The organism is Burkholderia sp. TSV86 (assembly GCF_001522865.1).
GTDB lineage: Bacteria > Pseudomonadota > Gammaproteobacteria > Burkholderiales > Burkholderiaceae > Burkholderia.
Genome location: NZ_LOWB01000050.1, coordinates 16,856 through 35,423, shown reverse-complemented (window position 1 = coordinate 35,423; position 18,568 = coordinate 16,856). Strand labels below are relative to the sequence as shown.

Annotated in this window: 17 protein-coding genes and 1 tRNA gene; 10 read left to right on the top strand and 8 right to left on the bottom strand. The window is 64.3% G+C overall.

Going from position 1 to position 18,568, the window contains the following annotated elements:
• Positions 1–219 (top strand): hypothetical protein (locus WS68_RS28790; RefSeq protein ID WP_231752975.1); only part of this gene is annotated, 219 nt, incomplete at its 5' end.
• Positions 220–277: 58 nt separating this feature from the next.
• Positions 278–841, top strand: a complete 564-nt coding sequence (locus tag WS68_RS08540) for a flavodoxin family protein (RefSeq protein ID WP_059570378.1) — start codon at positions 278–280, stop codon at positions 839–841.
• A 174-nt stretch (positions 842–1,015) separates the two neighbouring features.
• On the opposite strand, the gene WS68_RS08535 is transcribed toward WS68_RS08540, so the two are convergent.
• A tRNA-Leu gene (locus WS68_RS08535) sits at positions 1,016–1,102 on the bottom strand.
• A 230-nt stretch (positions 1,103–1,332) separates the two neighbouring features.
• On the opposite strand from WS68_RS08535, the gene rnr reads away from it, so the two are divergent.
• The 5 genes from rnr to WS68_RS08510 all read left to right on the top strand — a co-directional run bounded on the left by rnr (position 1,333) and on the right by WS68_RS08510 (position 7,636).
• Complete coding sequence (gene rnr / locus WS68_RS08530) at positions 1,333–3,765, top strand: ribonuclease R (RefSeq protein ID WP_059570377.1); 2,433 nt, start codon at positions 1,333–1,335, stop codon at positions 3,763–3,765.
• Between the two features lie 137 nt (positions 3,766–3,902).
• Positions 3,903–4,646: a 23S rRNA (guanosine(2251)-2'-O)-methyltransferase RlmB gene (rlmB, locus tag WS68_RS08525; protein WP_059570376.1), complete on the top strand. Its 744-nt coding sequence runs from the start codon at positions 3,903–3,905 to the stop codon at positions 4,644–4,646.
• 160 nt (positions 4,647–4,806) lie between these two features.
• The gene (gene rpiA / locus WS68_RS08520) at positions 4,807–5,502 is read left to right on the top strand and encodes a ribose-5-phosphate isomerase RpiA (protein WP_059570375.1); all 696 of its coding nucleotides are present in this window, start codon (positions 4,807–4,809) and stop codon (positions 5,500–5,502) included.
• A gap of 333 nt (positions 5,503–5,835) precedes the next feature.
• Positions 5,836–6,549, top strand: coding sequence for a FadR/GntR family transcriptional regulator (locus WS68_RS08515; RefSeq protein ID WP_059570374.1), 714 nt, complete (start codon positions 5,836–5,838; stop codon positions 6,547–6,549).
• A gap of 103 nt (positions 6,550–6,652) precedes the next feature.
• Positions 6,653–7,636: a Gfo/Idh/MocA family protein gene (locus tag WS68_RS08510; protein WP_059570383.1), complete on the top strand. Its 984-nt coding sequence runs from the start codon at positions 6,653–6,655 to the stop codon at positions 7,634–7,636.
• Positions 7,637–7,682: 46 nt separating this feature from the next.
• Here WS68_RS08510 and WS68_RS08505 read toward each other — a convergent pair whose 3' ends face one another.
• The 7 genes from WS68_RS08505 to WS68_RS08475 all read right to left on the bottom strand — a co-directional run bounded on the left by WS68_RS08505 (position 7,683) and on the right by WS68_RS08475 (position 13,703).
• A complete protein-coding gene (locus tag WS68_RS08505; protein WP_059570373.1) occupies positions 7,683–8,342 on the bottom strand; it encodes an amino acid ABC transporter permease in 660 nt (219 codons plus the stop codon).
• Between the two features lie 143 nt (positions 8,343–8,485).
• Positions 8,486–9,280: a cystine ABC transporter substrate-binding protein gene (locus WS68_RS08500; protein ID WP_059570372.1), complete on the bottom strand. Its 795-nt coding sequence runs from the start codon at positions 9,278–9,280 to the stop codon at positions 8,486–8,488.
• Between the two features lie 97 nt (positions 9,281–9,377).
• Positions 9,378–10,415 (bottom strand): quinone-dependent dihydroorotate dehydrogenase, encoded by a 1,038-nt coding sequence (locus tag WS68_RS08495; RefSeq protein ID WP_059570371.1) that lies wholly within the window; start codon positions 10,413–10,415, stop codon positions 9,378–9,380.
• A 120-nt stretch (positions 10,416–10,535) separates the two neighbouring features.
• Positions 10,536–11,366, bottom strand: a complete 831-nt coding sequence (locus WS68_RS08490) for an arginyltransferase (protein WP_059570370.1) — start codon at positions 11,364–11,366, stop codon at positions 10,536–10,538.
• Between the two features lie 32 nt (positions 11,367–11,398).
• A complete protein-coding gene (aat, locus tag WS68_RS08485; RefSeq protein ID WP_059570369.1) occupies positions 11,399–12,160 on the bottom strand; it encodes a leucyl/phenylalanyl-tRNA--protein transferase in 762 nt (253 codons plus the stop codon).
• An 8-nt stretch (positions 12,161–12,168) separates the two neighbouring features.
• On the bottom strand, positions 12,169–12,714 hold the full coding sequence (locus WS68_RS08480) for an NUDIX hydrolase (protein WP_059570368.1): 546 nt from the start codon (positions 12,712–12,714) through the stop codon (positions 12,169–12,171).
• Between the two features lie 389 nt (positions 12,715–13,103).
• Positions 13,104–13,703, bottom strand: coding sequence for a TetR/AcrR family transcriptional regulator (locus WS68_RS08475; protein ID WP_059570367.1), 600 nt, complete (start codon positions 13,701–13,703; stop codon positions 13,104–13,106).
• 256 nt (positions 13,704–13,959) lie between these two features.
• On the opposite strand from WS68_RS08475, the gene WS68_RS08470 reads away from it, so the two are divergent.
• The 3 genes from WS68_RS08470 (at position 13,960) to WS68_RS28285 (ending at position 18,520) form a co-directional block, all read left to right on the top strand.
• Positions 13,960–15,102 (top strand): acyl-CoA dehydrogenase family protein, encoded by a 1,143-nt coding sequence (locus WS68_RS08470; RefSeq protein ID WP_059570382.1) that lies wholly within the window; start codon positions 13,960–13,962, stop codon positions 15,100–15,102.
• 82 nt (positions 15,103–15,184) lie between these two features.
• Complete coding sequence (locus tag WS68_RS28290) at positions 15,185–16,390, top strand: acetyl-CoA C-acetyltransferase (protein WP_059570366.1); 1,206 nt, start codon at positions 15,185–15,187, stop codon at positions 16,388–16,390.
• Between the two features lie 3 nt (positions 16,391–16,393).
• Positions 16,394–18,520: a 3-hydroxyacyl-CoA dehydrogenase NAD-binding domain-containing protein gene (locus WS68_RS28285; protein WP_059570365.1), complete on the top strand. Its 2,127-nt coding sequence runs from the start codon at positions 16,394–16,396 to the stop codon at positions 18,518–18,520.
• Positions 18,521–18,568 lie beyond the last annotated feature (48 nt).

Here is an 18,568-nt window from a genome sequence, read left to right as displayed (position 1 = left end):
AACCCCTCGGCTATATCCCGCCCGCCGAAGCTGAGGCAAACTACTATCGGCAACTTGAAACAGCTGCCGCTGAACCCCCATCAACTTAAACCAACCAGCCTCCACAATTCCCGGGGCGGTTCAGTTGACGGCTCGCTCGGCGAGCACGGGCGTTTCTTGTCGCTGGCCGCAGTCGCAGTGAGTGGTGATGCATATGACGTGTTCAAACTGGATGGGTGATTTTCTGTTACTATCAAAGTAACTTTTAGCAGTCCATCGCAACTGAAGAGGAGTTTTCATGTCTGAAATCGCAGTGGTGTTCCATAGTGGCTATGGCCACGCTGCCGTCATCGCGGAAGCGGTCGCTCGTGGAGTCGGAAAAGTCGACGGTGCATCGGTCAAGCTGATTTCTGTCGAGGCGATCGATGAACACTGGGAGTACCTGGAGCGCGATGCCAACGCGATCATCTTCGGCTCGCCGACCTACATGGGCAGCGCTTCCGCGCAGTTCAAGGGCTTCATGGACGCGTCGTCCAAATATTGGGGCAAATGGCGCGACAAGCTGGCGGCTGGCTTCACGGTGTCCGCCTCGCAAAGCGGCGATAAGCTCGCGACGCTGCAGCAGCTTGCCGTCTTCGCGGCTCAGCATCAGATGCTGTGGGTCAGCCTGGGTTTGATGCCCGGCAACAATAGCAGCACGGGATCGGTCAATGATCTGAACCGCCTCGGATCGTTCCTGGGCGCCATGGCGCAGGCGAATGCCGACCAAGGCGGCGAAGCGATTCTCGAAAGCGATCGAAAGACGGCCGAATTGTTGGGCGAGCGTGTCGCGAGCGCGACGAAGCGCTGGAACGGCGTTTGAAGTCGAGGGCCCGGGGGGGCGTCCGATGCATGCACCGAATGCCTGGACTCGAGGCGCGCGTATGCGGGCGCGTTCGCGGGATGTCACGAATCCGTAAGCCTGCCCCGCTTTGGGTTTTCGCAACGGGAAGTGGGAATGAAAAAGCCGGCTGGAAGCCGGCTTTTTCAAAACAACTGGTGCCCAGGAGAGGACTCGAACCTCCACGGTGTTGCCACCGCTAGGACCTGAACCTAGTGCGTCTACCAATTCCGCCACCTGGGCAGGTGTGTGCTGCAAAGATCGCCATTATAAGGTACAGAACGAGGCTGTCAATACTTTTTCAGCACTCGAATCGATCTGGCCGAATGCTACTCAATACGCGGCCGGTGGCCCGTTTGGTGCAGCAGCGGGTGTTAGAATGGGGCGGCATGAACGAGCGGGACGCCCGTCCAGCGTCTGTCTGCTGCCCGTCACGCAAGCCAAACGCACCGAGAACAATCATCGACAAGCCCTTGAGCAAGTATCCGTATCCCATCCCGAGCCGCGAAGAGATTCTCGGCGTGCTGCGCACGAGCGACGCGCCGCTCGCCGCGAACGACATCGCCGAAGCGCTGTCGATCAAGCGTCAGGAGCGCGAAGGATTCTTCCGGCGCGTCGCCGCGATGGAGCGCGACGGCCAGATCCGGCTCGACAAGCGTGGTCATTATCAGCTGACGCATCCGTCGAACTTCGTCGCGGGACGCGTGCAGGGCCATCGCGACGGCTATGGTTTCGTGATTCGTGACGACGGCCAAGACGATCTGTTTCTACCGAACGCGGAGATGCAAAAGGTCATGCACAACGACCGCGTGCTTGCGCGGATCGTCGGCTACGACCGGCGGGGGCGGCCGGAAGGGCATGTCGTCGAGGTGACGGAGCGCGCGAACAAGCGCGTGATCGGGCGCATGCTGAACGAGAACGGCACGCTCATTGTCGCGCCGGAGGACAAGCGCATCGGCCACGATATCCTGGTCGCGCAAAACGCAAAGAAGGCGAAGGTCGGGCAAGTGGTCGTCGTCGAGCTGACGGATTTTCCGAGCCGGCATTCGCAGCCGCTCGGCCGCGTGGTCGAGGTGCTCGGCGACATCGACGATCCCGGCATGGAAATCGAGATCGCGGTGCGCAAGTACGGCGTGCCTTACGAATTCGGCGGCGCTGCGCTCGATGAGGCCGCCGCGCTGCCGGACAAGGTGAGACCGGCCGATCTGCGCTATCGCGTCGATCTGCGCGATGTGCCGCTCGTCACGATCGACGGCGAGGACGCGCGCGATTTCGACGACGCGGTATATTGCGAGCCCGTTGCGCTCGGGCGCGGCGGGGGTTTTCGCCTGATCGTCGCGATCGCGGACGTCTCGCACTATGTGCAGCCGGGCAGCGCGCTCGATGCCGACGCGCTCGAGCGCAGCACGTCGGTGTACTTCCCGCGCCGCGTGATCCCGATGTTGCCGGAGAAGCTGTCGAACGGGCTCTGTTCGCTGAATCCGCAGGTCGACCGCTGCGTGCTTGCCTGCGACATCGTCATCAACGCGCGAGGCGATATCAAGGCCTATCAGTTCTATCCGGCCGTGATTCACTCGGCCGCGCGCCTGACGTATACCGAGGTGGCCGCGGTGCTGGCGAACACCAAGGGGCCGGAGGCGGCGCGCCGCGCGGAGTTGCTGCCGCATTTGCAGAATCTATATGGCGTCTACAAGGCGCTGTTCGTCGCGCGGCAAAAGCGAGGCGCGATCGATTTCGACACGACGGAAACCTATATCGTTTGCAATGCGCAAGGCAAGATCGAGCAGATTCTGCCGCGCCAGCGCAACGACGCGCACCGTCTGATCGAGGAGTGCATGCTTGCCGCGAACGTCTGCGCGGCCGATTTTCTGAAGCGCAACAAGCATCCGGGCCTGTATCGCGTGCATGCGGGACCGACGCCGGAAAAGCTCGAGAACCTGCGCGCGTTCCTGCGCGACATGGGCCTCACGCTCGGCGGCGGCGACACGCCGCACGCAAGCGATTACGCGGCGCTGATGGCGCACATCCGCGACCGCCCCGATGCGCAGATGTTGCAGCCGATGTTGTTGCGCTCGATGCAGCAGGCCGTCTATAGCCCCGACAACATCGGCCATTTCGGGCTGGCATACGATGCCTATGCGCATTTCACGAGCCCGATTCGCCGCTATCCCGATCTGCTTACGCATCGTGCGATCTATGCGATTCTCGCGGGAAAGAAGTACGTGCCGAAATCGCCGGACGGCGTCGAGTTGAACACCGCGCTGTCGCCGCGCGCCCGCGCGATGCAACGCGAGGACGACGAATCGCGCGGCCGCGCGCGTTCGAACGCGGCGATCTGGGAAGAGCTTGGGCTGCACTGCTCGGCGAACGAGCGCCGCGCGGACGAGGCGTCGCGCGACGTCGAGGCGTGGCTCAAGTGCTATTTCATGCGCGACAAGCTCGGCGAGGAATATGGCGGGATGGTGAACGGCGTGACGTCGTTCGGCATTTTCGTGCAGCTCGATACGCTGTTTATCGAAGGCTTGGTGCATGTGACGGAACTCGGCGCGGATTATTTCCAGTACGACGAAGTGAAGAACGAGTTGCGCGGCGAGCGCACCGGTATTCGCTATCGGCTGTCCGATCGTGTGCGGGTGCAGGTGAGCCGCGTCGATCTCGACGCGCGCAAGATCGATTTCCGCCTCGTGCGCGATACGCCGGTCAAAGCCCCGCGTGCATCGGTGTCCGGCGCCGCCGAGCCGGGCGGCCCGCGTGTGCGCGCGTTGCCGCCCGCGGAGGCGCCCGTGCGCCGCAAGAAGGCGGCGGCTGCGCCAAGCGCGGCGGTGAAGGAGGCGCGCGCCGCGCGCAAGAAGGGGGCGGCGGCGAAGCCCGCCGCAAAAAAAGCGCGTTCGCGCAAGAAGTACTGAATGCGCGTGTCGCCCATTGCCGGCGACGCTTGCCGATCGAGACGCCGCGCGCCCGGCTGGGTGCGCGGCGCTTTTCTTTTCCCATATGACCGCGCGCCGGGCGCGGCCATGGTTTTTGATGGAAGGTTGTTCGAGCCATGTCACGTTTGAAGGTTCTCTACGGTTTTCATGCGGTGACCGCGCGCATGCGGCACGACGCGTCGACGGTTGCCGAGGTGTTCTACGATGCGACGCGCCGCGATCGCCGGATGCAGGATTTTCTGCACGCCGCGAAGGAAGCGGGCGTGCGCGTCATTGCCGCTGACGAAACGCGTCTTTGGGGGCTCGCGCATACCGAGCGGCACCAGGGCGTTGTCGCGCGCGTCGAGGATCTGCCGCTTGCGCAGAATCTCGCGGAACTGCTGGACGGCATCGGCGGGCCGGCGTTGCTGCTCGTGCTCGACGGCGTGACCGATCCGCACAACCTGGGCGCGTGCTTGCGCGTGGCTGATGCGGCGGGCGCGCACGCGATCATCGCGCCGCGCGACCGTGCGGTCGGCCTCAATGCGACGGCTGCGAAAGTCGCGAGCGGCGCGGCCGATACGGTGCCATACATCACGGTGACGAATCTCGCGCGGGCGTTGCGCGAACTGAAGGATGCGGGCGTATGGGTGATCGGTACATCGGACGACGCGACGGCGAGCTTGTACGATACGAAGCTCGACGGCCCCATCGCGCTCGTGATGGGAGCGGAGGGCGAGGGGATGCGGCGTCTGACGCGCGACACATGCGACGAAGTGATGTTCATCCCGATGGCGGGCAGCGTCGAGAGCTTGAACGTATCGGTTGCGAGCGGCGTTTGCCTGTATGAGGCGGTGCGGCAGCGAGGTTTGAAAAAGTAGCGCGGGCGGCCAACGGCGCCTGTCCGAACGGGATGGTTCGGGATGCGAAGGACGTCGCGCGGCTTGCGTGGGCGGCGCGCACATGGCGAAAAAAAGCGGGCGGCGGCGCCCGCTGCCGGTAAACTTGCGCCTTTTGCACCTTTGACGATTTGACGCTGCCATGACCCAAGACGAACTCAAACGCCTCGTTGGCGAGGCCGCCGCCCGTTACGTGATCGACAACGTGCCGCAAGGCGCGGTGCTCGGCGTGGGCACGGGCTCAACCGCCAATTGCTTCATCGATGCGCTCGCCGCCTTCAAGGATCGCTATCGCGGTGCGGTGTCGAGTTCGGTCGCGACAACCGAGCGCCTGAAATCGCACGGCATCCGGGTCTTCGATCTGAACGAAGTCGACGCGCTGCAGGTGTATGTCGACGGCGCCGACGAAATCGACGCGTCAGGTGCGATGATCAAGGGCGGTGGCGGCGCGCTGACGCGCGAGAAGATCGTTGCTTCGGTCGCCGAAACGTTCGTCTGCATCGCCGATGCGAGCAAGCGCGTGCCGGTGCTCGGCCGGTTCCCGCTGCCGGTCGAGGTCGTGCCGATGGCCCGCACCGCGGTCGGCCGGCGCTTCGCGGCGCTCGGCGGCGTGCCCGTGTTGCGCGTGAAGCCGGACGGCACGCCCTACGTGACTGACAACGGCAACGAGATCCTGGACGTCAAGGGGCTGTCGATCGACGATCCGCGCGGGCTCGAGTCAACGATCAACGCTTGGCCGGGGGTCGTGACGGTGGGGTTGTTCGCGGCGCGCGGCGCGGATTTGTGCCTGCTCGGCACGGAGCACGGCGTCGAGACGATCGCCTATGCGCGGCATTAATTCAGTTATTCAGTAATTCATGTGAAATGTAAGCTTGATCGAATTGCGCTTCATTCAATTGAAAAAATGCAACGCAATTCTTTCGCCAACCATTCGGGCTCAGGCTGGGCGGGCTCGAAAAGCCCGTCCGGCGGGGGTTTTTGAGAAACGAATATTTCTGGATATAGTAAGAGGGATTACCCTGTCAGGTGTTTACCAGATGGCGTAAATTCGGCGAACTCAGCAACGTATCGATCATAAGAACAAAGAGCAGAAGTTGAGAGTTGTTTCGATCAAGGGCCGGCGAGACTGCGAGGGCATTGTGCCAATACAGGTAATGTTCGGGGAGGTCTCATGGAGCAGGGAAAAGACCGGTCACTGGTCAGCAAAGTGATGGATGGGCTTGTCGCGGGAATCGTCGAGGACAAGTATGGCGGCGTATTGCCGCCGCAGGATGTGCTGTCGAAAGACTTCGACGTCAGCCGCACGGTGATGCGCGAGGCGTTGTCGATGTTGCTTGCGCGCGACATGCTGGATGTGCGGCCGAAGGTTGGTACGCGCGTGCGGCCGATGCACGATTGGCGGATGATCGACGAGGACGTGGTGAATTGGCGTTTCCGCGCAAAACCGGATCCGCAATTCATGCGCGACGTGATCGAGTTCCGGACGCTGATCGAGCCGCGTGCGACCGCACAGGCGGCGATGCGCGCGAGCACGGCGGAGATCGTAGGCATTCGCGAGGCTTTCGAGCTGTTCAAGCTTGCCGAGCCGGGTTCGCCGGCCTACGACGAGGCTGACGAGCTGCTGCATACGCGGATCGTGCATGCGAGCGGCAATCAGTTTTTCCAGCAGATGGCGGCGATCATTCGCGGCGCGTTGCGGCTCGTGAATCGCCGGATGAGCCAGCGCGAGGGCATTCGCGCGCTCGCGTTCAAGTCGCACGCGCGGGTGGTCGAGGCGATCGAGCGTCGCGATTCACGCGAGGCGGAAGCCGCCGCGCTCGATCTGATCGGCTACACGGTGGAGGAGATGCGAGACTTCGCGGTGGAGCTGCCCGAACGGGGCTGATCGCGTCGCTGTATCGCCGTGGCGCATGCCGGCCGTTTATCATGGCGGCCGGCCCGGCTTTTTGCTTCGCGCCGGCTTGTTCTGCGACACGGAATCCTCATCGATGACCGAACATTCTCCGGCGCCGATTCGTTTCGGCATCGTCGGCGCGGGCAGCATCGCGCGCAGGTTTGCTCAAGGGCTTGCGCATGTGCGCGACGCCACGCTCGCGCACGTCTGGGCGCGCCGCGCCGACGCGGCCGCCGAATTTTGCCGCGAACACGGCGGCGCATGCGTCGGCAACTTCGACGCGCTGCTTGCTTCCGGCATCGACGCTGTCTATATCGCGACGCTGAACGACAGCCATGCGCAGTACGCGTGCGCGGCGCTTGGCGCTGGCAAGGCGGTGTTGTGCGAGAAGCCCGCGACCGTCAACGCACGGGAACTCGAAGCGGTGCTCGCCGCCGCGCGCGCCTCGCAGCGCCTTTTCATGGAGGCGATGAAGCCGCCGTTCTATCCGCTATACCGGAAATTGCGTGCGCATCTGGCCACTGACCCGATCGGCGACGTCGCGCTCGTGCGCGCCGGCTGCGCATCGTCGACGGTGCCCGCCGGGCATCCCGTCTATCGCGCGGAGCACGCGGGCGGTGCACTGCTCGATATCGGCATCTACGAAATGTTCCTGGCGGTCGACTGGCTCGGCGCCGTGCTCGATATGCAGACGCTCGGCCGTGTCGGCGCGACCGGCGTGGACGTGTTCGCGAGCGTCAATGCGCGGCACGAGCGCGGCATATCGCAGCTCTTTTGCGGACTCGACGTGATGGGACGTGGCGACGCTTTGCTTGCCGCCAGCGGCGGCACCGTGACCATTCACGAGAATTGGTGGAATCCGGCGCGGGCGACGATCCGTTATGCGGACGGCCGCATCGTCGAGCTTGACGAGCCGTTCGACGGCGGCGGCCTCAATTACGAAGCCGCGCATTTCTGCGAGCTGCTGCGTGCGGGGGCGCTCGAAAGCCCGGTGATGACGCACGATCATTCCCGACGGATGATCGCGATGACCGATGCGGCGCGCGCGGCGCTCGGCGTGCGCTATCCGATGGACTGACGCCGCTCGCCGCGCCTGGGCCGGCAGCGCGCCGGCCCAGGCGCGCTCAATGCCGGCCCGGCAGCGCGAGCCGTCGCTCGTACCAACGCTGCGCCCATTCAAGGAGCTGGCACAGCACCCAATAGACGGCCGCCGCGGCGAGATAGAGCGGCAGCGGCTGATAAGTCGCGGCGATGATCTCCTGCGCGCTGCGCAGCAGCTCGGTGACCGTGATCACCGAGACGAGCGAGGTGTCCTTGATCAGGCTGATGAGGCTGTTCGACAGGCTCGGCACCGCGATGCGCAGCGCCTGCGGCCCGATCACGTAGCGCAGCGTCTGCCGCCACGACAGCCCGAGGCTGTAGGCGGCGAGCCATTGTCCTTTATCGATGCCGTGGATCGCGCCGCGCATGCTTTCGGACAGATACGCGGCAACGTTCGCGGACAGTGCGATCACGCCGGCGGGCGTCGGATCGAGCGACAGGCCGAGGCTTGGCAGTCCGTAATAAACCACGAAGATCTGCACGAGCAGGGGCGTGCCGCGCATCACGCTGACGTAGGCGCGCGCGAGACCGGCAACGAACGCGTTGCCGCCGATGCCCATCAGGGCGAGCACGACACCGCCGGCGAGGCCGACCACCATCGAGAGCGCGGCGAACTTGACGGTCAGCAGCGCGCCCTGCAGCAGGACCGGAAGCGATTGGACGAGGAGGGAAGTGGTCGACATGTGAAGCGTGGCGAGGCTTGCGCGAAAGCGCAATCATAAACCGGACGCGCAATGCAAAGGGCGGCATCGTCACGCATGCCGCCCTGGTTGCCGCAGGCCGGGCGCGGCAAGTCGCGCGCTTGGCCGGACGGGGCGTTGACCGGTTACTTGGCGGGTTTCGTCACGTCAATGCCGAACCACTTGTCCGAGATCTTCGTGAACGTGCCATCGGCTTCGAGCTGCGTCATCGCATCGGCGATCGCCTTGGCGAACTTCGGATTGCCCTTCTTGAAAGGAATACCCGACGGGTTGGCCGAGCCGACGTTCGCGCCCGGGCGCAGCGGCAGCTGCGAATTTTTCATCAGGTACGCGAGCATCAGGCGGTCGTTGAGCGCCGCGTCGAGACGCCCGGCGGCCAGATCGCGCAGATACTCGGGCGCGCCCGGATAGGTCTTCACGTCGATGCCCGGCACCGACTTGGCCATGTCCATATAGTTCGTGCCGAGCGCGACGCCGAGCTTCTTGCCCTTGAGCGCATCGAGCGACTTGAACTCGCGCGTATCATCCTTGCGCTGGATGAGCTGCGCGTTCGAGTACGTGTAGGCCGGGGAGAAGTCGAGCGTTTCGCGGCGCTTGTCGGTGATGCCGACCTGGTTGACGATCACGTCGAACTTGCCGGCCTGCAGGCCGGCGATGATGCCGCTCCATTCGGTGGTCACGAACTCGGGTTTCACGCCGAGCTTCGCCGCGATGGCCTTTGCGATATCGACGTCGAAGCCGACGAGATCGCCTTGCGCGCTCTTCGAGTTGAACGGCGGGAACGTGCCTTCGAGGCCGATGCGCAGCGTGCCGCGCTGTTTGACTTCATCGAGCAAGTCGGCCGCGTGTGCGGCCGCGCCCATGAGCGACGCGCCGACCAGGCCGGCAGCCATGAGCTTCTTCAGCAATGCGAATTTCATTGTGTTATTTCCTCCGCCTGGGGTAAGGCACGGGTATCGGGACGGGATGATAGCTAAGTAGCAATCGATAGCTAAATATAGTTTGTTTATTTCTATATCAAGGCGCGTGTTGACGCGCGAGCGCCTTTGCGCATTCGGCGACGAGTGCCGGACCGCGGTAGACGAAGCCCGTGTAGAGCTGCACGAGCGACGCGCCCGCGGCGAGTTTCGCACGCGCATCGTCGCCCGAGAAGATGCCGCCGACGCCGATGATCGGGATTGCGTCGCCCAGTTCCGCGCGCAGCTTGCGGATCACCGCGTTCGACGCGTCGAACACCGGCCTGCCGGACAGCCCGCCTGCCTCGTCCGCGTGCGGCAGCCCCTTGACGGCTTCGCGCGACAGCGTCGTATTGGTCGCGATGACCGCTTCGATGCGGTGGCGCAGCAACATCGCCGCGATTTCCTTCACCTGCTCGTCGTCGAGATCGGGCGCGATCTTCAGCGCGAGCGGCACGTGCTTGCCGTGCAAGTCGGCCAGGCGCTGCTGTTTGTCCTTGAGTGCGGCGAGCAGCGAATCGAGTTCGTTCGCGCCTTGCAACTGGCGCAGGTTCTTGGTGTTCGGCGACGAGATGTTGATCGTCACGTAGCTCGCGAACGGATAGACGCGCTCGAGGCAATACAAGTAATCGTCCGCCGCGCGCTCGATCGGCGTATCGGCGTTCTTGCCGATGTTCAGGCCCAGCACACCCCGGTAGCGGGCCGCCTGCACGTTCTTGACGAACTGCTCGACGCCGCCGTTGTTGAAGCCCATCCGGTTGATCAGCGCGCCCGCGTCCGGCAGCCGGAACATGCGCGGGCGCGGATTGCCAGGCTGCGCCCGCGGCGTGACCGTGCCCACCTCGATGAAGCCGAAGCCAAGCGCGGCGAGCCCGTCGATGCACGCGCCGTCCTTGTCGAGGCCGGCCGCGAGGCCGATCGGATTGCGGAACGTCAGCCCCATTACCGTGCGAGGCGCATCGGGTACGCGCGCGGCGAGCGCGCAAGCGAGACCGGAGCGGCCAGCGACGCCGAGCATGCGCAGCGTCAGATGGTGAGCGTCTTCCGCATCCATCTTGAAGAGGGACGCGCGCGCGAGTGGATAAAGGGAGCTGAACACGGGACAGAAGGCAGCAGCCGAAAAATTGACAACCCGCTATTTTAGCCGAGATGCGCTGCCGTGCCCGCCGCGCGGCGGGATTTGACCCATTCGGATGGCCCGGGCGGCAGGCAGCGGGCGTCAGCGCGTGCCGGAATGGCCGCCCGGCAGCGGTGCGCGCGCGAGCGCGGCGTCGACGGGCGGCAAATCGACGTGCGCCGGGTCGAGCACTTTCCAGCGGCCGTCGATGAGACCCTCCAGCGGATGGAAGTTGGCCTTGTACGCCATCTTCTGGCTTTCCCCGATCCAGTAGCCCAGATAGACGTAAGGCAGACGCAGGCTCCTGGCCTGCTCGATTTGCCAGAGGATGTTGTAGGTGCCGTAGCTCGCGTGGACGTCGTCCGGATCGAAGAACGTGTAGACCGACGACAGGCCGTCGCCGAGGATGTCGATCATGCTGACCATGCGCAGCATGCCCACGTCGCTCGCCGGCGGTTCGTGATCGCGAAATTCGACGAGCCGCGAGTTGATCCGGCTTTGCAGCAGAAACTGTTCGTATTGGTCGCGGCTGTCGCGATCCATTCCGCCGCCCGCGTGGCGGGCCGACTGGTAGCGCATGTAGAGCGCGTAGTGCTCTTCGTCGTAATGCAGCGGGGAAACCGTTGCGACGAGTGTCCGATGGCGTTTCCACGTGCGCCGCTGCGTGCGGTTCGGCGTGAACGCGTCAGCCGGCACGCGCACCGGCACGCATGCGCGGCAGCCGTCGCAATAGGGCCGGTACGTGAACACGCCGGAGCGCCGGAAGCCCGCTTTCACGAGTTCGGTGTAGATGTCCGAATTGATCAGGTGGCTCGGCGTGGCCACTTGCGAGCGCGCGATCCGGCCGTCCAGATAACTGCACGGGTAAGGGGCGGTTGCATAAAATTGCAGCGCCGAAAGGGGTGAAAGCGGCAGCTCAGTGGGATGAGTCATGGGCGGCTCTCGATGTCTCATGTTATGCGAAGCTAACGGCCGGCGGCACCCGTCGCCGTCATGCGGCGGCCGAGCAGACCGGCGATGGCGGTCTTGTCGAATTGCCAGGGAATCGCGGGTTGCGCCGCCGCACGGCGCACATGCGCGACGAATGCGCGGCGCGCAATTTCGCGACCGCCGAGCGACGCCAGATGCGACGTGTTCTGCTGGCAGTCTATCATTTCCACTTTATGATCGAGTAGATGCGCGACGAGTGCGGCGAGCGCAATTTTCGACGCGTCGGCGACATTCGCGTACATCGATTCGCCGAAGAACATCTGGCCGAACGACACGCCGTAGAGGCCGCCTACCCGTTCGCCGTCGAGCCAGGTTTCGATACTATGCGCATCGCCCGCACGGTGCAGCGACGAATACGCATCGACGATCTCCGGCGTGATCCATGTGCCTTGCTGTCCGCGGCGCGGCGCCTGCGCGCACGCGCGCATCACACCGGCAAAATCGTGATCGATGCGGATTTCCCAGCGTGGTTCGCGCAGCACGCGCTTGAGCGTTTTTCTGAACGTGGCGGAAACCCGGAACTCGGCCGGCGCGAGAATCATTCTCGGATCGGGGCTCCACCACAGCACCGGCTGCCCGTCCGAATACCATGGGAAGATGCCGTGGCGATACGCGTCGATAAGACGTGCCGGCGGTAGATCGGCGCTCGCCGCGAGCAGGCCGGGCGCGCCGCTCGACGCGCCGAGCGCGTGCTCGACGCTCGGAAACGGATCGCCGGGGTCGAGCCAGGGGACCATGAGCGCGCCTAGCCGTTGCGCAGCGAACGGAAGATATCGCCGGTATGAATGCCGTAATCGCCGGCTTCGCGATCGGCAAAGAAAAAGCGCAGCGTTTGGCTGACAGTCGGAAACGCGATGTCGTCCCACGGAATGTCGGCCTCGTCGAAAAGACGCACCTCGAGGCTTTCCTCGCCTGCCTCGAACGCCGGATCGACAAGCCGCGCGAGGTAGAACAGATGCACCTGATGAACGTGCGGCACGTTCAGCAGCGAAAACAGGTTTTGCACCTCGACGCGCGCGCCCGCTTCCTCCAGCGTTTCGCGCGCGGCGGCCTCGGCCGTCGTCTCGCCCATTTCCATGAAGCCCGCGGGCAACGTCCAGTATCCGTAGCGCGGCTCGATCGCGCGGCGGCACAGCAGCACCTGATCGCCCCAGACGGGGATCGTGCCGACGACGTTACGCGGGTTCTGATAATGGATCATGCCGCAATGGTCGCAGACGAAGCGCTCGCGATTGTCTCCAGGCGGGATGCGCGCGATCACTTCGTGGCCGCAAACGGAGCAGAATTTCATAGAAACGGGTTCGCAAAGAGTGATGCGAGTGTATCACCGGCAGGCGGCATTCTCGAACGTCGCGGCGGCCGGGGGCGGCGGCTGCGTGTGTGCGCCGCGTTAGCGCCGCCGGGCATGCGGCGGCGCTGACTGTTGCTGCGGCGGCTGCGACGCTGCTGCGGCGGTGGGCGCCGGGTTTGCCGGGTTTTGGGGCCCGGTTCGCCGGATGTTCGCCGGATGTTCGCCGCTTGGCGGCGGTACATGACGGTTCGCGGCGGCCGATGCCGCTGCGAGCCGACAAGCCGTGCCGGCCGCCGGATGAAGTGCCGCGCGCCTGAAAGTAGGGCGGGCCTTGATGTGGCGGCGCACGCTGAGCCGTTTGAAACGCCGTGTTTGCCGCGCCAGCCGGGCTAGCCGCGTTCGCGCTGAGGATGGGGGTTCGCGATTGCCCGCCACAGCATTTCAAACAGTGCGTTCGATCGTTGCGCATTCGATTGCTTGATGCGGCGGATTTGATGCATTTGCACGAAGCGGAACACGACGCCGTAGATGAAATCGAGGATGGCGACCTTGTCGACTTCGTCCGTCAGGATGCCGCTTGCCTGCCCTTCGGCGATCATGTCGAGCACGACCCGGCTCACCTCGGGCTGCTTGAATGAAATGTCGTTCATCCAGCGCTGGAAATGCACGGTTTCCATGAACAGCTTGATGAAATTGTCGTGGCGCTCGAAGAAATCGAGCATGAGCCAGAATACTTTTCTCATCCGGTCCTTGTAGCTTTCGATCGCTTGCAGGTGATCAATGATCCGGTCGCCGAGATGCTTGAGCACGCGCCCGGCGCAGGCGAGCCACAGAGCCTCCATGCTGCCGTAATACCGGTACAGCGTTTGCAGCGAGCAATGCGCTTGCGCCGCGACTTCGGCGAACGAAATCTCGTCGGGCGATTGGTGCGCGGCGAGCCGCATGGTTGCCTCTTCGATGCGAGCCTCGACCGCCGGCCTGCGTTTCATCGGTGTTTCACTCATGGTTTTCAGGATCGGTTAAATTGAATGTGTAATTAAATTACATTTTCAACATCAATTCGCGTTTACCCTTGTGTTTGAATATTGACGGGGATTTTTCCCAAAATATACGATGCACTCGCTAACTTGATTTTAATGAAATTTATTTAAGTGTAAATAAATTACTCATATTGAGTGGATATCGGATGCGTGTGATCCGCACGTGGTGGCAAGTGCCGGTTGATTTTCATCGGAGATGTTTTTCATGATTCCTCGCACCCTGTTTGGCCCCGAGCACGAAGAGTTCCGCCGGCAGTTCCGACGCTTTCTCGAGCAGGAGGTGACGCCGAATCGTGAGCGCTGGGAAGCGCAGCAGCATGTCGATCGCGATATCTGGAAGCGCGCGGGCGAACTCGGTTTTCTGTGCACGGCGATTCCCGAGGAATACGGCGGCGCAGGCGGCGACCGCCTGCATTCGACGATCCTGATCGAAGAGGCCGCGTATGCGTGCGACAGCAGCCTTGGCTTCGCGCTGCATTCGGATATTTGCGCGCCGTATATCCTCAATTTCGGCACCGACGAGCAGAAACGCCACTGGCTGCCCAAGCTTGCCAGCGGCGAAATCATCAGCGCGATCGCGATGACCGAGCCCGGTACGGGGTCGGATCTGCAGGCGGTCAAGACCACCGCCGTCGCCGACGGCGACGACTATGTGATCAACGGCAGCAAGATCTTCATCACGAACGGTTATCTGAGCGATCTCGTGATCGTCGTCGCGAAGACGGGCGGCAGCGGCAAGGGCTCGCAAGACATCTCGCTGATTCTCGTCGAGGCGGACCGCCCGGGCTTCACCAAAGGCCGGCCGCTCGCGAAGATCGGCATGAAGGGGCAGGACACGGCCGAGCTGTTCTTCTCGGACGTGCGCGTGCCGCGCTCGAATCTGCTCGGCAGCGTTGAAGGGCAAGGCTTCATCATGCTGATGAAGGAGCTTGCGTGGGAGAGGATGATCATTGCGATCACATCGCAGGCCGCGGCCGAGACGAGCTGGCGGCTCGCGAAGGATTATACCGAGCAGCGCAATGTGTTCGGCAAGCCGGTCGCCGCTTATCAGAACACCCGCTTCAAGCTTGCCGAGATGCGCGCCGAGATCGCGATCGGCAGGGTATTCGTCGACCGGTGCCTGGAGCTTGTGCTGAAGAGCGCGCTTGCGCCGGATGCGGCGGCTGCCGCGAAATTCTGGATTACCGAGATGCAAAACCGCGTGACCGACCAGTGCTTGCAACTGCACGGCGGCTACGGCTACATGCTCGAATATCCGATCGCGCGCATCTATGCGGATACGCGCGCGCAACGCATCTACGGCGGCACCAACGAGATCATGCGCGAGCTGGTCGCGCGGTTCATGTAGCGCGGCCTGCGCCGGACATGCCAGGCATGCTAGATGCAAGCGCCGAAGCGATTCCCCTCGTCCACTCCTGCGGAACGGACCCATGACAGACGCATTCATCTACGACGCCGTGCGAACGCCGCGCGGCAAGGGCAAGAAGGACGGCAGCCTGCATCAGATCACGCCGATCCATCTGCTGAAGAATCTCTACGATGCGCTGCGCGAGCGCAACCGGCTCGACACGAGCCGGGTCGACGACGTCGTGCTGGGCGTGGTCACCCCGATCGGCGAGCAGGGCTCGAATCTCGCGCGCGTATCGGTGCTGTACGCGGGGTGGGACGAGCGCATCGCGGGCGTCACGCAGAACCGCTTCTGCGCATCCGGGCTCGAATCCGTGAATCTGGCCGCGATGAAGGTGATGTCGGGGCAGGAGGATCTCGTCGTCGCGGGCGGTGTCGAGAGCATGTCGCGCTGGACGATGGGCTCGGACGGCGGCGCGTGGTACATGGACCCGCGCGTCAACGATGCGCTGCAGTTCGTTCCGCAGGGCATCGGCGCGGACGTGATCGCCACGCAGATGGGCTACAGCCGGCAGGACGTCGACGCATTCGCGCTGCGTTCGCACCAGCGCGCCGACGCCGCGCGCCGCGAAGGGCGCTTCGCGCGCTCGCTCGTACCGGTGCGCGACGTCAACGGCGTGGTGGTGCTCGAGCGCGACGAGACGATCCGCCCGGATACGTCGCTCGAGAAGCTGGGCGCGCTCGAGCCGTCGTTCGCGATGATCGGCCAGATGGGGTTCGATGCGACCGCGCTGCGCAAGTACACCGAACTGGAAGCCGTCGATCACGTGCATCACGCCGGCAACTCGTCGGGCATCGTCGATGGCGCCGCGCTGATGCTGATCGGCAGTCGCGACGCCGGCGCGGAGCAGGGGTTGAAGCCGCGCGCGCGAATTCGCGCGACGGCCGTGATCGGCTCCGATCCGACCATCATGCTGACGGGCACCACGCCGGCTTGCCGCAAGGCGCTCGCCAAGGCCGGCATGAACGCGGGCGATATCGATCTCGTCGAGGTCAACGAGGCGTTCGCCGCGGTGCCGATGCGCACCGCGCACGAACTCGGCATCGGGCTCGAGCGCGTCAACGTCAACGGCGGCGCGATTGCGATGGGCCATCCGCTCGGCGCGACCGGCTGCATGCTGCTCGGCACCGCGCTCGACGAACTCGAGCGCACCGATCAATCGACCGCGCTCGTCACGCTTTGCGTCGGCGCGGGCATGGGCATCGCCACCATCATCGAACGGGTTTGAGCCATGACGACGTATGCCATTCATACCGAGCTGGACCATGACGGCATCTTGACCGTCACGATCGACTTGCCAGGCCGCAGCATGAACGTGCTCGACGACGCGTTCGCCGGGGCGTTCGAAGCGGTGGTCGCACGTATCGAAGCCGATGAAGCGGTCAAGGGCGCCGTCATCACATCGGGCAAGGCGGATTTCATCGCCGGCGCGGACATCGACCGGCTGTACGCGATCGACACGCCGCAACAGGCGATGCAACTGGCCGACGATTACAAGGCGCTGCTGCGCCGCATCGAGAAAAGCGGCAAGCCGGTCGTGGCCGCGCTCAATGGCACCGCGCTCGGCGGTGGCTACGAGCTTGCGCTCGCGTGCCACCACCGGATTGCAATCGACGATGCGAAGCTCCAGGTCGGCTTGCCCGAGGTCAAGCTCGGCTTGTTGCCGGGCGGCGGCGGCACGCAGCGTCTGCCGCGCATGATCGGCATTCAACGCGCACTGCCGTTGCTGCTCGAAGGCAAGACGCTGCGTGCGGAAAAAGCGCTCGCCGAAGGGCTGGTCGATGCGCTCGCGGCCAACCGCGACGAGCTGCTGGCGAGCGCGAAAGCCTGGGCGCGTGCGAATCCTAACCCGGTCCAGCCTTGGGACCGCAAGGATTTCCGCATCCCCGGCGGGGATTCGAAGCATCCGGGCATCGTGCAGGTGTTCTCGATAGCACCGGCGATCGCGAGCGCGAAAACCCAGCGCCTGTATCCGGCCGCCACCGATCTCCTGTCGTGCGTATTCGAAGGTTGCCTGCTCGATATCGACAACGGGCTGCGTGTCGAAAGCCGCTACTTCGCGCATGCGGCAACGTCGCAGGTTTGCCGGAACATGATCGGGACGCTCTGGTATCAGCTCAATGCGCTGAAGAAGGGCGCGTCGCGGCCGGCCGGCTTGCCGACGTCGCGCGTCGGCAAGCTGGGCGTGCTTGGTGCGGGCATGATGGGGGCCGGCATTGCGTATGCCGCGGCGAAGGCCGGCATCGACGTGGTGCTCAAGGACGTGTCGAAGGAAGCCGCCGAAAAGGGCCGCGACTATTCGGCGCAATTGCTCGACACGGCGATTGCGAAGCGGCGCAGCACGCCGCAGAAGAAGGAAGCGCTGCTCGCGCGCATCCATCCGAGCGCCGACGTGGCCGATCTGGCGGGCTGCGACTTGATCATCGAGGCCGTGTTCGAGAACCGCGACCTCAAGGCGCGCGTGACGCAGGAGGCCGAGGCGGTGATGGCGCCGGACGGCGTGTTCGCATCCAACACGTCGACGCTGCCGATCACCGGGCTTGCCGGCGCGTCGAGCCGCGCCGAGCGGTTCGTCGGCATCCACTTCTTTTCGCCGGTCGACAAGATGCCGCTCGTCGAGATCATCCGCGGCGCGAAGACGTCGCCGGAGACGATCGCGCGCGCGTTCGACTTCGTGCTGCAGATCGGCAAGACGCCGATCGTCGTCAATGATGGGCGCGGCTTCTATACGTCGCGCGTGTTCTCGCGCTATATCGCCGAGGGCGCGCGTCTTGTCGCCGAAGGCCAAAACCCGCGCCGCGTCGACATGGCCGCGGTCAAGGCCGGCATGCCGGTCGGCCCGCTTACCGTGCTCGACGAAGTGAGCCTGACGCTGCCGCTCGCGATCATGATCCAGACCCAGAAGGATCTCGGTGACGCATACCAGCCGAGCGGCGCGGAAGACACGCTGCGCACGCTGGTCGAGCTCGGGCGCACCGGCAAGAAGGATGGCCGCGGCATCTACGACTACGGCGTCGGCGGCAAGCGCGTATGGCCCGAACTCAGCCGGCATTTCGCGCCGCAAGCGCCGCTCGACGAGCACGAAATCGCCGAGCGGGTGCTGTTCGCGCAGGCGCTCGAGGCCGTGCGCGCGTTCGACGAGCAGATCGTCACGAACGTGGCCGACGCGAACATCGGCAGCGTGTTCGCGCTCGGCTTCTGTCCGCAGCACGGCGGCGTGTTGCAATACATCAACGCTTACGGCGTGAAAGCGTTCGTCGCGCGGGCGCAGGCGCTCGCGCAGCGTTATGGCGAGCGCTTCGCGCCGCCGGCGTCGCTGCTCGATATGGCTGAGCGCGGAGCCGTTTTCGCCGATTGACCGCGACACGGGCGCGCTTGCGTATTCGCGCGCTCGCTTATCGGCGTT